At 33.5% G+C, this 12,933-nt stretch carries 17 protein-coding genes; 10 read left to right on the top strand and 7 right to left on the bottom strand.

The features are described from left to right. Window position 1: 1 nt before the first annotated feature. Complete coding sequence (locus tag AACZ41_RS12885; RefSeq protein ID WP_339628915.1) at window positions 2–655, top strand: hypothetical protein; 654 nt, start codon at window positions 2–4, stop codon at window positions 653–655. Here the strand turns inward: AACZ41_RS12885 and AACZ41_RS12880 are convergent, their stop codons facing one another. Next, the gene (locus AACZ41_RS12880) at window positions 656–1,804 is read right to left on the bottom strand and encodes a cysteine desulfurase family protein (RefSeq protein WP_339628914.1); all 1,149 of its coding nucleotides are present in this window, start codon (window positions 1,802–1,804) and stop codon (window positions 656–658) included. It abuts the gene before it with no gap. A gap of 114 nt (window positions 1,805–1,918) precedes the next feature. Between AACZ41_RS12880 and AACZ41_RS12875 the strand changes: the two genes are divergently transcribed. Continuing rightward, the gene (locus tag AACZ41_RS12875; RefSeq protein WP_339628913.1) at window positions 1,919–2,422 is read left to right on the top strand and encodes a hypothetical protein; all 504 of its coding nucleotides are present in this window, start codon (window positions 1,919–1,921) and stop codon (window positions 2,420–2,422) included. A 1-nt stretch (window position 2,423) separates the two neighbouring features. Here AACZ41_RS12875 and AACZ41_RS12870 read toward each other — a convergent pair whose 3' ends face one another. Continuing rightward, the gene (locus AACZ41_RS12870) at window positions 2,424–2,966 is read right to left on the bottom strand and encodes a Smr/MutS family protein (RefSeq protein WP_339628912.1); all 543 of its coding nucleotides are present in this window, start codon (window positions 2,964–2,966) and stop codon (window positions 2,424–2,426) included. A 60-nt stretch (window positions 2,967–3,026) separates the two neighbouring features. Between AACZ41_RS12870 and AACZ41_RS12865 the strand changes: the two genes are divergently transcribed. The 3 genes from AACZ41_RS12865 to AACZ41_RS12855 are packed head-to-tail and all read left to right on the top strand — an operon-like array spanning window position 3,027 to window position 4,024. Then, the gene (locus tag AACZ41_RS12865; RefSeq protein WP_339628911.1) at window positions 3,027–3,332 is read left to right on the top strand and encodes a DUF2752 domain-containing protein; all 306 of its coding nucleotides are present in this window, start codon (window positions 3,027–3,029) and stop codon (window positions 3,330–3,332) included. A gap of 15 nt (window positions 3,333–3,347) precedes the next feature. Continuing rightward, window positions 3,348–3,677 (top strand): CCC motif membrane protein, encoded by a 330-nt coding sequence (locus AACZ41_RS12860; protein WP_339628910.1) that lies wholly within the window; start codon window positions 3,348–3,350, stop codon window positions 3,675–3,677. Between the two features lie 32 nt (window positions 3,678–3,709). Continuing rightward, complete coding sequence (locus tag AACZ41_RS12855) at window positions 3,710–4,024, top strand: CCC motif membrane protein (RefSeq protein ID WP_339628907.1); 315 nt, start codon at window positions 3,710–3,712, stop codon at window positions 4,022–4,024. Between the two features lie 52 nt (window positions 4,025–4,076). On the opposite strand, the gene rocD is transcribed toward AACZ41_RS12855, so the two are convergent. Continuing rightward, a complete protein-coding gene (gene rocD, locus AACZ41_RS12850) occupies window positions 4,077–5,357 on the bottom strand; it encodes an ornithine--oxo-acid transaminase (protein WP_339628906.1) in 1,281 nt (426 codons plus the stop codon). A gap of 219 nt (window positions 5,358–5,576) precedes the next feature. Here rocD and rlmD point away from each other — a divergent pair, with 219 nt between their 5' ends. From rlmD to AACZ41_RS12835, 3 genes are read left to right on the top strand one after another with little or no spacing between them, the layout of a single operon-like run. Then, window positions 5,577–6,989: a 23S rRNA (uracil(1939)-C(5))-methyltransferase RlmD gene (gene rlmD, locus AACZ41_RS12845; protein ID WP_339628905.1), complete on the top strand. Its 1,413-nt coding sequence runs from the start codon at window positions 5,577–5,579 to the stop codon at window positions 6,987–6,989. Window position 6,990: 1 nt separating this feature from the next. Then, the gene (locus AACZ41_RS12840) at window positions 6,991–7,497 is read left to right on the top strand and encodes a DUF6452 family protein (RefSeq protein ID WP_339628903.1); all 507 of its coding nucleotides are present in this window, start codon (window positions 6,991–6,993) and stop codon (window positions 7,495–7,497) included. Continuing rightward, window positions 7,478–8,245, top strand: a complete 768-nt coding sequence (locus tag AACZ41_RS12835) for a DUF6048 family protein (protein ID WP_339628902.1) — start codon at window positions 7,478–7,480, stop codon at window positions 8,243–8,245. Before AACZ41_RS12840 ends, AACZ41_RS12835 begins: the two co-directional genes overlap by 20 nt. Here the strand turns inward: AACZ41_RS12835 and AACZ41_RS12830 are convergent. Together AACZ41_RS12830 and AACZ41_RS12825 are read right to left on the bottom strand one after the other, a co-directional pair. Then, entirely contained in the window at window positions 8,240–8,470 is a 231-nt protein-coding gene (locus AACZ41_RS12830; protein WP_339628900.1) for a hypothetical protein, read from the bottom strand. The genes AACZ41_RS12835 and AACZ41_RS12830 overlap by 6 nt on opposite strands. Continuing rightward, window positions 8,467–9,636, bottom strand: a complete 1,170-nt coding sequence (locus AACZ41_RS12825) for a THUMP domain-containing protein (protein ID WP_339628899.1) — start codon at window positions 9,634–9,636, stop codon at window positions 8,467–8,469. Before AACZ41_RS12825 ends, AACZ41_RS12830 begins: the two co-directional genes overlap by 4 nt. A gap of 94 nt (window positions 9,637–9,730) precedes the next feature. Here AACZ41_RS12825 and AACZ41_RS12820 point away from each other — a divergent pair, with 94 nt between their 5' ends. Then, window positions 9,731–10,402, top strand: coding sequence for a ZIP family metal transporter (locus tag AACZ41_RS12820; RefSeq protein ID WP_339628898.1), 672 nt, complete (start codon window positions 9,731–9,733; stop codon window positions 10,400–10,402). Then, window positions 10,403–10,828: a DUF4268 domain-containing protein gene (locus AACZ41_RS12815; RefSeq protein WP_339628897.1), complete on the top strand. Its 426-nt coding sequence runs from the start codon at window positions 10,403–10,405 to the stop codon at window positions 10,826–10,828. It begins immediately after the preceding gene. Window positions 10,829–10,866: 38 nt separating this feature from the next. Here AACZ41_RS12815 and AACZ41_RS12810 read toward each other — a convergent pair whose 3' ends face one another. Both AACZ41_RS12810 and AACZ41_RS12805 read right to left on the bottom strand, forming a co-directional pair. After that, window positions 10,867–11,499, bottom strand: a complete 633-nt coding sequence (locus AACZ41_RS12810; protein WP_339628896.1) for a hemolysin III family protein — start codon at window positions 11,497–11,499, stop codon at window positions 10,867–10,869. A 13-nt stretch (window positions 11,500–11,512) separates the two neighbouring features. Then, window positions 11,513–12,850, bottom strand: coding sequence for an amidohydrolase family protein (locus tag AACZ41_RS12805; RefSeq protein ID WP_339628894.1), 1,338 nt, complete (start codon window positions 12,848–12,850; stop codon window positions 11,513–11,515). Between the last annotated feature and the right edge of the window lie 83 nt (window positions 12,851–12,933).

The raw sequence follows: 12,933 nt of genomic DNA, 5'->3' as shown, positions 1-12,933 counted from the left end.
AATGAAAAGAATACTTTTTTTTATAACATTACTTTCTTGCTTTGCTGTAATGGCTCAAAAGAACATTTACGAAAGCCCTAATTTTGATGATTTAAGCGTTGACCATAACCTTTTGGCTATTATTCCTTTTCTTACCAATTTAGACCTTAATGAAAAAGTGACTAAATCAGAACAGAAAAGACTGGAACAAAACGAAGGCTATGCGGTACAGAATGCCTTAGAAACCTATTTTTCTAAACGTAGTAAAAAGAAAAAGCTACCTGTTCAATTTCAAAATATTAAGAACACAACGGCTATACTAGCACAGAACAATATTACGTATGAGAATATAGATGTGTACACAACAAAACAGTTGAGTGAAATTTTAGGGGTTGATGGTATTATTAGTGGCACCTTAGATTTAAACATCTTATTATCTAGTGGTGTACCTACAGAGTTTAGCTTTACAGATTATATCTCGGGTGGTGCTAATTACGGCCGTATTGGTATAAAAATCAGTGATGGCAAATCGGGTAAATTATTATGGAAATACGAAAAGGAAATCACAAAAAAAACCGGCAAAAACACGACAGACCTTATTGATCGTATGATGAAATTAGCTATTCGTAAATTTCCCTATGAAAGAGAACGTAAACGTGACCGATTTAAAGATTAATTACGCCTCAATAATATCTTTCAACACACCAATAGTATAGTCAATTTCCTCTTTTGTATTATATGTTGAGAATGAAAACCGAACTGACGGCTTTTTCAGATCTTCTTCGGATAAAATTTGGGTTAAAACATGTGACCCAGCATCACTACCAGATTGACACGCACTGCCCTTTGAGCAGGCAATACCTTTAATATCTAAATTGAATAATAGCATCATTGCTTTCTCTTCAGAAATAGGCAAGCATACATTAACCAAGGTATATGTACTTTTTTCCATATCGCCAGAATAACCATTGAATTTGGCATTCGGAATATCCTTATTCATTTTATCAATAAAGTATTGCTTAAGTCCCTCTACATACTTTTTTTCATCCTCTAAGTGCTCATATACATGCACAAAAGCTTCTTCTAAGCCAACGATATTATGAAAAGATTCGGTACCTGCTCTAAGACCACGCTCTTGAGAACCACCTGAAATCATACAGCTCATTCCTGAATTTTTACGAATAAAAGCAAAACCAATTCCTTTAGGTCCATGAAATTTATGCGCAGCAGCAGCTAAGAAATCAATAGGAAATGCCTTCACATCCCAATTATAATGACCTAAAGACTGTACTGTATCAGAATGCACTAATGCGCCGTATTTTTTCGATAAAAGAGTAATAGCCTCTAAATCTATTTTATTGCCAATTTCGTTATTTACATGCATTAAGCTCACAAGTTTTTTAGAATCATCACTTTGTAATAAGGTTTCTAAGTGAGCCATATCAGGATTCCCAAAAGTATCTAAATGCACAAATAGCAATTTAATTAAACCTTTTTGTTCCAATTCTTCAACCGTATGCAAAACAGCATGATGTTCAATTTTGGTAGTAATAATCGTTTTAACCTCTAAATCACGTACTGCACACCTCAGTATCATATTATCAGCTTCAGTACCACCAGAGGTAAAGATAATTTCAGAAGGCTGAGCGTTTATATACTTAGCAATAGTTTTTCTAGCACTTTCAATAGCAGTTTTCGCTGTTCTACCAAAACTATGCGTAGAAGAGGGATTTCCATATGAATTAGCTAGAGCATCTTGCATTTTGGCGATAACCGTTGTATGCACTTGTGTAGTTGCTGCGTTGTCTAAATATACATGTTTCATATAAGCGTACTCTTTAATACATAAAGCACAAAAATAGCTCAATTAAAGTTAATTAACCCATAAATGACAGCCATGCTACAAACGGATTTCCAAATTTTAAATTAAATTTGAATTATGAAAAAATATCTCCTGATTGTTTGTTCAATTTTATTTTTTGATTGTAATGACGGTGATTTACAAATAGAAACTGTTGATTTTGACAGTATTGATACTGTTCAAAACTGTGATGTCGTGTCCGTTTCAACTTCGAATGTTTTGTTCAAAATAAATGGTGATGAAGCTTTAATTATTACATTACCCAGCGGACTTTTGAAAAATACAGTAACTACAACCGACATAGAAAGCGCCGTTCCTGGAAACTCGCAGGTCAGCTACCGAATATTTTCAGATAATGTAAGTAGTGCATATTTCTGTGATTCACCACCACCACTAACACCAACTGTTATGGAAGAAATTGAAGCTCAAGGCGGAAGCGTATTAGTTACTACAAGTTCTACCGATAATACAACTTTCACACATACTATTAAATTAAGCGGAATTTCTTTTTTAAATGAAAATGGCAGCAGAATTACTGATTTACAAATAAATGAATTTGGAACAGTAACTACAGGAGGCTAATTTAAAAATTCTGAAAGATATAAACCTCGGTTGCACCTAGCCCATATTTTTGATAATCAGCATCGTAAAATTTAACATTGTCATATTTTTTGAACAAATAACCCAACTCTTCTTTGAGCACCCCTTCCCCTACTCCGTGTATAAAAACAATCTTTTGAATTCGCTTACTAATAGCAAAATCTAATTGTCTTTTTGCTGTATCTAATTGTAGATTCAGCATTTCAAACTTACCTATCTGTTTAGAATTTTTCACTAACTGATTTATATGAAGGTCTACCTCCATTTTAGGGGCAGTTCTTTCTTTCACCCTAAGCACAGTATCCTTTTTACGCTTTGGCAGTTCTTTTTCTTTTTTAATTTCAGCAATTTCAGAACTCGATACACGAATCTCATTTGAGATATAAACCAATTCTTTGGCCATGAAATCTAGCGAAAATCCATCATCACTAACTATGGTTATTTGTTCTCCATTAATTGATTCTACAACGCCCTTTATAACGTCGTCAATAGTTTCTACGATATCACCTACCTGAAATTGAGACATATTTTTATTTTGTATGCTCAAAAATAATGGTAATTTTCCAACTTATAATTCAAATTAAAAATGCGATTTAAAGCGTTAGTTATTATTTTGGGATTGGAAAACTTTATGTTGCCTTGTCTCACTAAACAAATAATAGGAATAGACTGCCCTGGTTGTGGCCTGCAACGTTCAGCATTATTTTTGCTAAAAGGAGAATTTTGGAACGCTTTTCATATGTATCCGGCCATTTATCCTATGTTATTGTTATTTGCCTTTTTAGGTCTCAATAAGTTATCCCCCATAAAATATTCTAATTCCATTACGATCACACTTATGATTAGCACCGTAGGTTTTATATTGACCAATTACATTTTAAAATTTATCTAACTAAACCTTTAAATTATGGAACAACAAAAATTACCTAATGTTACATTTGCATTAGTACTCTCTATTTTAGGATTTTTATGTTGCTGTTTTGCAGGATTACCCGGAATTATTCTAGGAGGAATCGCTTTGTTTTTAGTAACTAAAGATGAAAAAACGTATCAACTAAACCCTGAAAATTATTCAAATTATAGCACCCTAAAAACGACTAAAATAATTGCTATTGTTGTTCTTGCAATAGGCGCTATTTATTTCTTAATGACAGCATGGTCAATTTACCAAACTGGTTGGGATGTGCAAATGGAACAATCCAAGCAGCTTTTGGAGCAGTGGGGAATTGAACAATAAAATATTAATTTAATACTATTCATAACAAATTAATGGACAATTCTGTAGAATACAAATCAATACCAGGCGCTAGTAATGCCCTTACTTTTGGCATATTATCTATCGTTTTAACCTTATTCTGTTGTGGACCCTTTGGAGCTATTTTCAGTATTATTGGTTTAAGCAATGCAAAAAAAGCTAAGAACTTTTATGAAGCAAATCCTGGAAATTATAGGGGTTATGAAAATGTAAACACCGGTAAGATATTATCTTACATAGGGCTTGCATTAGCCGTGATTCTATTAATATTTACAATTATTTATTTTGGATTGATTATCGCATTTTTTGCGACTACAGATTTTCAATAATTAAATAATAATCCAAAAAAATCCCCGATTTTCATCGGGGATTTTTATATTTCTATTTTTTAAACTCTTTAAGTGTTTTAATAATTATGGAAACACAATCTAGAAGTTCTTCTTTCGTCATTACCAACGGCGGCGCAAAACGAATAATATTACCATGAGTAGGCTTAGCAAGGAGTCCATTCTCCTTTAATGCCATACAAATATCCCAGGCCGTACTACTTTCTTCGGTATCATTAATTAAAATTGCATTTAATAGACCTTTGCCACGAACACTATTTACCAAATCAGTAGTAGCTATGAATTTGTTTAGCTCATCTCTAAAAAGCTCACCCAATACAAAAGCATTCTCAGCTAGCTTTTCATCCTTTACTACTTCTAAGGCTGCAATACCTACTGCAGCAGCAATTGGGTTACCGCCAAAAGTACTACCATGATTACCAGGCCGAATTACATTCATAATCGCATCGTTAGCTAATACCGCAGAAACAGGATAAGCACCACCAGATAGGGCTTTTCCTAATATTAATATATCTGGTTTTGTTTCAGGAGTGCCACTACAATGCTTGTCTTCACATGAACAATTACCGCAAGTAGCCAATAAACGTCCTGTTCTAGCAATACCCGTTTGAACTTCATCGGCTATAAAAAGTACATTGTACTTTTCGCAAAGTGCTTTCGCTTCACTTAAATACCCTGCAGAAGGCACATAAACTCCGGCTTCACCTTGTATAGGCTCAACTAAAAACCCTGCAACATTTTTATTTGCTTTTAACACCTCTTCTAAGGCGTTCAGATTATCGTATTCTATTTTTATGAATCCCTCTGTATAAGGGCCAAAATTTTTGCGGGCTACAGGATCGTTAGAAAACGATATAATGGTTGTTGTACGCCCATGAAAATTATTTTCACAAACTACTATTTCTGCAGAATTCTCAGCGATACCTTTTTTCTCATAAGCCCATTTTCTACAAATTTTCAAAGCAGTCTCAACAGCTTCTGCACCTGTATTCATTGGTAAAAGCTTATCGAAATGAAAAGTTTCGGTTGCATACTTTTCATATTTACCCAACATATCATTATAAAACGCTCTTGACGTCAACGATAATGTTTTAGCCTGTTCTGTCATCGCATTTACGATTTTCGGATGGCAGTGACCTTGATTTACAGCTGAATAGGCAGAAAGGAAATCATAATATTTTTTTCCTTCCACATCCCAAACAAATACCCCTTCACCCCTACTTAGTACTACAGGTAATGGATGGTAGTTGTGGGCTCCATGTTTTTCTTCTAATGCAATAGCATCCTTAGAAGAAATGTTTTCTAAAATTGACATGATAAAAATTACTTTAAATAAAACTTTAGCAATTCCTTCTATACCTTTTTCCTTTCGAAGAGTCGAAAATTCAGCGTGGGAGAGAAATCATCCTTGTAGAAACTCAAAAATACAAATAATTGCCATCAAAAATAAAAATTACGGCGAATGGTTTCAATATCTTGTTAATACTATCAACAACAGTATTCTCAATCCAAAGAAACCTTTTATTTTTGCGGCATGCGAAAAAAGACAAAGCGAGAGATTTTTGAAAATGTAACGGTAGTAGATGCAGCGGCCAAAGGTAAAACTATTGGAAAAGCACCAGATGGTAGGGTTATTTTTTTAACTAACACCGTACCAGGTGATGTGGTTGATGTTCAGACAACAAAAAAGCGCAAAGCTTATTTCGAAGGAAAAGCAATTAAATTTCATTCTTTTTCAGATAAAAGAGTAGACCCGGTATGCCAACATTTTGGTGTTTGTGGTGGTTGTAAGTGGCAAGACATGGGTTATGAGCACCAACTTTTCTATAAGCAGAAAGAGGTAGAAAATAACTTAAAAAGAATTGGCCATCTAGAATTACCAGAACTAACACCCATTCTTGGCTCTAAAGAACACTATTTCTATCGAAATAAAATGGAGTTTTCTTTTTCAGATAGCCGTTGGTTAACATTAGATGAAATACAATCTGATAACCAAATTGAAGATAAAAATGCCCTAGGTTTTCACATACCTGGCATGTGGGATAAAATATTGGATATTAAAAAATGTCATCTACAAAAAGACCCTTCAAATGCAATTCGGTTAGAGACAAAAAAATTCGCTATTGAAAATGGATTAACTTTTTTTAATCCAAGAAACCAATATGGAATGTTGCGTACCTTAATGATTCGCAGCTCTTCTAATGGTGAAATTATGGTTCTAATTCAATTCTTTGAAAATGATGAGGAAAAAAGAGAAATACTTTTAAATCATCTCTCAATCACCTTTCCTGAAATAACTTCTTTATTATATGTTATCAATCCAAAACAGAATGATACTATATATGATCAAGAAATAATTTGTTTTGCGGGTAGGGACCATATTTTCGAGGAGATGGAAGGACTGAAGTTTAAGATTAATGCTAAATCTTTTTACCAAACAAATTCAGAACAAGCATACGAATTATATAAAATAACAAGAAATTTTGCTGATTTAAAAGGTGATGAACTTGTTTATGATCTCTATACAGGTACTGGCACCATCGCCCAATTCGTATCTAAAAAAGCTAAGAAAGTAGTGGGTATTGAATCAGTTCCTGAAGCAATTTTAGATGCTAAAGCAAATGCCATACGAAATGAAATCAACAATGTAGACTTCTTTGTTGGGGATATGAAAAATGTCTTCAATGAACAGTTTATTACTCAAAATGGTGTGCCCGATGTAATTATTACTGATCCACCTCGCGATGGTATGCATAAAGATGTGGTACAACAAATACTAAATATTGCGCCTAATAAAGTAGTATATGTTAGTTGTAATAGTGCAACCCAAGCAAGAGATTTAGAAATGATGAAAGATATGTACGAGATAACAAAAGTACAACCTGTAGACATGTTTCCACAAACCCACCACGTCGAAAATGTTGTACTTTTAGAAAAGAAAGTTTAATATGAGAAGTTTTCGAATTGGCATATTACTATTTATGGGTATACTAGCTGTAGCTTCTTGTGAGAAAGATGATATTTGTGTAGAAGGCGGTACTCCATTATTGGTTATTGAATTTTATGATATTAATGACACATCGTCTTTAAAAACTGTACCTACATTAAGGGTCGTTGGTGTTGGTAAAAATGTAACCGTAAATACCATTGCTGATAGAACGGCGTTGAAAACAATATCTATTCCATTAAAAACAGATGTCGATGTTACAAGTTTCATAATGATATCAGGGTCAACTTCAGCAGAAGATGGTTCAGAAACAGGCAATGTAGATACCTTAAATTTCTCTTACAAAAGATTAGAAGATTTTTTATCTCGCGGATGTGGTTTTGTAGTTAACTATGATAGCTTGCAAGCAAATATAACTACTGATACCAATAATTGGATTAAAGATATAGAAGTAATAAGATCACAAGTCATCAATTCAGATTCTACACATGTCAAGATTTTTCATTAATCTTTCTCTCATACTTTTTACCTATTTGGCCTATGGCCAAAGCAAACCGATAGACCTAAATCCAAAAGATACTGTTGAATATAAACAGTCTTATGGCATAAGCCTAGGGTTAGATCTAAGCCGTATTATAACATCTTCGTTAGCCGATAATTATAGTGGTTTTGAAATAGTTGCAGATTATAGATTGACTCAAAATTTATATATCGCAGCCGAATTAGGTAACGAAGAAAAAACAAGGCAAGAAGATTTATTTAATTTTACCACATCGGGTAGTTATTTAAAAGTAGGTGTAAACAAAAACAATTACGCAAATTGGTATGGGGAGCGCAATCTAATTTATTTAGGAGGAAGATTGGCATTTAGCACTTTTGAAAACACATTGAACAATTACCAATACTTTGACACGAACCGTTATTGGAGCCCAGATGATTTTGCTACTGGCTCTGATGTTCCCGAAAAATTATCAGGGCTTTCTGCTACATGGCTAGAAGCAGTTTTTGGAACTAAAGTTGAGCTATTATCCAATATTTATATGGGAGCTAGCATTCGTTTAGGAATAATTTTAGCACAAAAGGAGGATGACCGTTTTCCAAATTTATGGATACCGGGGTTTAATAAAGTTACCGATGACAGCCGTTTCGGTGTAGGATATAATTATAGTATTTCTTATTTCTTACCATTATACAAGAAAAAGAATAAAGTTAAAAAGAAAATTGATCAAGCCGAGAATGAAGTCGAAGAACTATAGTTCTTTAAAACCTTTAAAGAAAATCCATTTCATTACAATTTTATCTAGACCTTCTTTTTTAACTATTGCATACTTAGGAGCTAGAAAAGATGCCGATATAGCTGCAATTAAAGACATATAGAACGAATCTAGCTTTAGAAATAAGCTTAATCCAAATCTAAACAAGACAAAAAGAATAGCAAATCCTAAAAAATTAAAGACAAGTACTTTGTGTTTAGGTTTCATTCTTCGTTATTCTTTTGATGTTTAGCTTTTTTGCTACCCTCATACATTTCATATTTAACCAAACGTGATTCTAAATGGCTATTAAATACTTTTATTTTACGAGAAGGTCGAAGGCCCACGAACTTTAAAGCAGGAAGATTACTAGTAATAAACCATGCATTAGTACCAGGATATCCTTGTTTTAAGGTGTCTCCAATGGCGCTATAGAAATTTTCCATTTCTATATCCAATCGTTCTCCATATGGAGGATTGAAGCACATATGCAAAGTACCTTCAGATTCCTTTTCAGTTTTGAAAAAATCCTTTCTTTCTACAGTGATATAATCTGTCAAGTTTGCATTTTCAATGTTATCTAAAGCTTTTCTTACTGCAGAAGGTGCCTTATCGTATCCAATTATCTTATGATGAAATTCTCTAGTTTTCTTTAAACTCGAATCAACAATTTTCTCATATAATTCAGCATCGAAGTCCGACCACTTTTCAAAAGCGAATCCTTTTCTATTAATATTTGCTGGAATATTACATGCAATCATAGCCGCCTCTGTCAACATAGTACCGCTACCACACATGGGATCAAGAAAATCGCATTGTCCATCCCAACCACTCAAAAGCAATAATCCAGAAGCTAAAACCTCATTGATTGGTGCAATATTGGTGGCTGTACGATAACCCCTGCGGTGTAAAGAGCTACCAGAACTATCTAAAGAAACATTACACTCATTATTGTGGATATGTATATTGATACGTAAGTCTGGGTCCTTTATATCTACATCTGGTCGTGTCCCTTCAGTATCGCGAAACTTATCAACTATTGCATCCTTTGTTTTTTGAGAAACGTATAAAGAATGGGTAAACTCTTCAGAATTGACCGTAGTGTCTATGGCAAAGGTTTCACTGACAGAAAGATATTCTGTCCAGTCCATTGCATAAATCTTTTTATATAAATCATTTTCATCTCTAACCCGAAAAGAATGTATAGGCTTAATAATCTTTATAGCTGTTCTTAGACATAAATTTGCCTTGTACATAAAACCCAAATCTCCTTCGAATGACACATTCCGTACACCCTCAACAACATTACTAGCGCCAAGATTTCTAAGTTCCTTAGATAGTAGTTCCTCAAAACCAAATAGGGTCTTAGCGACCATTTTAAAATTATTACCCATATCCACTTTTTCTCGTACCGCAAAAATACGCTAATTTTGACGCTAGATTAATTTAAGACCTATTTCCTTTTTTTTAAGCCTAAGCAGCATTTACATGATTTATATTTTACCAGTACTGGGAGTGCTTCTGAGTTTTCTTTTTGTGGTTATAACCAAACCCCAAAAAAATGAATATTTCAAACTTCTATTAGCGTTTAGTGGTGCATTTTTATTAGCCCTAACCATATTTGAATTACTACCTGAGGTTTATATTCACAGTAATCCAAAAACGATTGGAATATTTATTATGATGGGAATATTGTTTCAAATATTTCTTGAGTTCTTTTCTAAGGGTGCAGAACATGGACATGTACATATTTCAAAGGAAAGTACAAATTTTCCATGGTTACTTTTTATTAGTCTCTGTATACATTCTTTATTAGAAGGCTTACCTATTGGCTCGAACGATACTATAATTTATGGCATTTTAATTCATAAAATTCCGATAGCTATTATTCTGAGTATCTTTTTGCTTGGTTCTAATATTAAACCATTACATGCAGGATTATTTATGATTCTTTTCTCAATAATGACCCCTATTGGAACTTTTTTAGCGCACACTGTTGAAATATTGTCGACCTATGCGGTCTATCTAAATGCTTTGGTAATCGGTGTCTTCTTGCATATTTCTACTGTAATCTTATTTGAAAGCTCTGAAGGCCATAAGTTTAACTTAAGAAAACTATTAGTCATTATTTTTGGTATAACTATAGCCTATTTTTTATAAATGTTCAGTAAAGAAGATTCTAGAAAATTAAGGGAGGAATTTTGGATTGCCTTCGGAAAGTCATTTCCGAACAAATGGATATTATATAAAACAAAAACAAAAGGGATGTCCTTTAAATTTCATTTCGATATAAGAATGGCAATGGTATCCATAGATGTAGATACTGATTTTGAGCAACGTATAAAAATTTGGGATAATTTAGTAGCACTAAAGTCTATATTATTAGATGAATATCTTCCAGAAGCAGTTTATGAAGATTTCTTTTTATTAGAAAATAAAAAAGAAATTTCAAGAATCTATGTAGAATTAAAAAATGTATCCATACACAACAAAAACACCTGGAGAGAAACAATGGAGTTTTTAAATCAATCTATGATCCAGATTGAGATTTTTTTTGAAGAGTATAAGGACATCATTGATTCTTAGATTTTAACATCCTAACACTTAGTAAATATTTTTAGTTTTTATACTACATCTAAGTATATAAAAAACCAATGACTCACTGCGCCACCTAGCACGAACAAGTGCCATATAAAGTGATTATAAGGAATCTTTTTTATAGCGTAAAATATTATGCCAACAGTGTAAAATGCCCCGCCAAGCATAAGAAGTTGAATACCATTTTCTGAGGTATTGTTAATTAGATTATCCAAATCAAAAACTATAAGCCAGCCCATTATAAGATATAATGATAAAGACAGAATTTCATATTTACCAGTGAAAAACAGTTTTAAAAATGTTCCAAATAAGGCAACACCCCAAACCGTAAAAAAAATAAACCAACCATTACCATTAATTAAGGTAATTAGTGCCACCGGAGTATAAGTACCTGCTATTAGGTAATAAATATTAATATGATCAAGGATTCGCAGTCTATGCTTCCAAACTCTGTTAGTAACACCGTGATAAACGGTAGAAACCATAAGCATACTAATTAATGTAATACTATAAATGACTACACCGGATACCGCATAGAAAGATTTGAAACTATTCTCTTTTAGTAAAATTACCATAGCAAAAATTGCTAAAATTGAACCTACCGCATGAGAAAAAACATTAAGTCTCTCATGTTCTTCAATCGTGTCTAAATATGACATTAATATCTTCTATTTATTTATATCGTTTACCATGTTTAATTACCATATCTACATCTTGCAAAAGACTTATATATCTTAATACATCACCTTTTACAGCAATAATATCAGCATATTTACCAGGAGTTATGGTACCTACTTTATCCGATACTCCCATCCATAATGATGGCCAATATGTAGCTCCACGGATAGCATACATTGGGTCAATCCCAAATTCATTTACCCAGACATCGAGCTCATTCCAAGTTGATTGACTATGAAATTTCATTGGTATTCCACTATCGGTACCAACCATTAAAACAACGCCAGCATTTAATAATTGATTTACCTTAGTCTCAAGGGTAGGTCTTCGACTAGAGGTTAATTGAAAATAAGGAAGTCGATCAGAATGCTCTATACTTTTTTTAATATCCGTTACCACACTGTCAGGTAGACCTCTATGCCAAGAATCCTCATCAATAAATTCAGGATTATCCCGCATATATTCATAATTATACAATACTTCTACTGTAGGTGTCCAAAATAATGGGCCCTGGCTCATATCTGCAGTACGCTCCTTTATCATTTCCATAATATCATTAGGGTATTCAGGTGCAGATGATAAACCAGTGTGTTCAAAACAATCGGCACCGGCCATTAATCCTCTTCTAATCTCCTCAGGTCTATGACTATGAGCTACAACTTTTAAATTGTTCTTATGGGCTTCATCTACAATAGCCTGAACTTCTTCAATCGACATTTGATCTTGGTCAATTAGCTTAATCATATCCACACCTGCAGCAGCTAGTTTCCTTATTTTCTTGCGCGCATCTTCAACACCATCAATTCCCCATCTAAAATCTTCTGTCCCAGGATAAGGTTTATGCTGAATAAACGGTCCTGACACATATAAAGTGGCTCCAGGAATCTCACCTTTGTTAATGGCGTCCCTTACCGAAATACTTTCTTTTAAAGGTGCACCTAGATCACGTGCACTAGTAACACCAGCCATTAATAATTGATAAGCAGAAGATGGCATTATAGTTTTTTCTAAAAGAGGTGGATAAGTTTTATCCCAATATGCGTAATCTGCATGGCCATTTAACATGGTATGAACATGCATATCCCATAAACCAGGTAAAACACTCATTCCTTCAGTAGAAATAATCTCAGCATTATCAGGGATTTCCGTGTTGTCTTGATTACCCACAGAAATTATTTTTTGTCCCTCTATAATTATAACACTATTCTTAATAGGCTCTGAACCAAAGCCATCTATAAGAGTGCCACCTACCAGAACTTTAATATTATTTTCTTGGGCTATGCCCAAGATTCCCATTGAACCCAGAAGAAGAATGCAGAATATCCTTTTCATATTGTTATTTTAGATATTTAAATATACTAAAAGGAATTACTCGGTAAGAGATTATCTGGTTATCGGGCATAAAAAAACCCCTT

The sequence above is a fragment of the uncultured Maribacter sp. genome, from assembly GCF_963974015.1.
In the GTDB taxonomy this organism is placed as follows: Bacteria; Bacteroidota; Bacteroidia; order Flavobacteriales; family Flavobacteriaceae; genus Maribacter.
Note: the sequence above shows the minus strand (reverse complement) of the source record. Positions and strands in the feature narration are given on the sequence as shown.

Coding starts and splice junctions, on each gene's coding strand:
- AACZ41_RS12885 (WP_339628915.1), top strand. CDS start 2: ATGAAAAGAATACTTTTTTTTATAACATTACTTTCTTGCTTTGCTGTA.
- AACZ41_RS12880 (WP_339628914.1), bottom strand. CDS start 1,804: ATGAAACATGTATATTTAGACAACGCAGCAACTACACAAGTGCATACA.
- AACZ41_RS12875 (WP_339628913.1), top strand. CDS start 1,919: ATGAAAAAATATCTCCTGATTGTTTGTTCAATTTTATTTTTTGATTGT.
- AACZ41_RS12870 (WP_339628912.1), bottom strand. CDS start 2,966: ATGTCTCAATTTCAGGTAGGTGATATCGTAGAAACTATTGACGACGTT.
- AACZ41_RS12865 (WP_339628911.1), top strand. CDS start 3,027: ATGCGATTTAAAGCGTTAGTTATTATTTTGGGATTGGAAAACTTTATG.
- AACZ41_RS12860 (WP_339628910.1), top strand. CDS start 3,348: ATGGAACAACAAAAATTACCTAATGTTACATTTGCATTAGTACTCTCT.
- AACZ41_RS12855 (WP_339628907.1), top strand. CDS start 3,710: ATGGACAATTCTGTAGAATACAAATCAATACCAGGCGCTAGTAATGCC.
- rocD (WP_339628906.1), bottom strand. CDS start 5,357: ATGTCAATTTTAGAAAACATTTCTTCTAAGGATGCTATTGCATTAGAA.
- rlmD (WP_339628905.1), top strand. CDS start 5,577: ATGCGAAAAAAGACAAAGCGAGAGATTTTTGAAAATGTAACGGTAGTA.
- AACZ41_RS12840 (WP_339628903.1), top strand. CDS start 6,991: ATGAGAAGTTTTCGAATTGGCATATTACTATTTATGGGTATACTAGCT.
- AACZ41_RS12835 (WP_339628902.1), top strand. CDS start 7,478: ATGTCAAGATTTTTCATTAATCTTTCTCTCATACTTTTTACCTATTTG.
- AACZ41_RS12830 (WP_339628900.1), bottom strand. CDS start 8,470: ATGAAACCTAAACACAAAGTACTTGTCTTTAATTTTTTAGGATTTGCT.
- AACZ41_RS12825 (WP_339628899.1), bottom strand. CDS start 9,636: ATGGGTAATAATTTTAAAATGGTCGCTAAGACCCTATTTGGTTTTGAG.
- AACZ41_RS12820 (WP_339628898.1), top strand. CDS start 9,731: ATGATTTATATTTTACCAGTACTGGGAGTGCTTCTGAGTTTTCTTTTT.
- AACZ41_RS12815 (WP_339628897.1), top strand. CDS start 10,403: ATGTTCAGTAAAGAAGATTCTAGAAAATTAAGGGAGGAATTTTGGATT.
- AACZ41_RS12810 (WP_339628896.1), bottom strand. CDS start 11,499: ATGTCATATTTAGACACGATTGAAGAACATGAGAGACTTAATGTTTTT.
- AACZ41_RS12805 (WP_339628894.1), bottom strand. CDS start 12,850: ATGAAAAGGATATTCTGCATTCTTCTTCTGGGTTCAATGGGAATCTTG.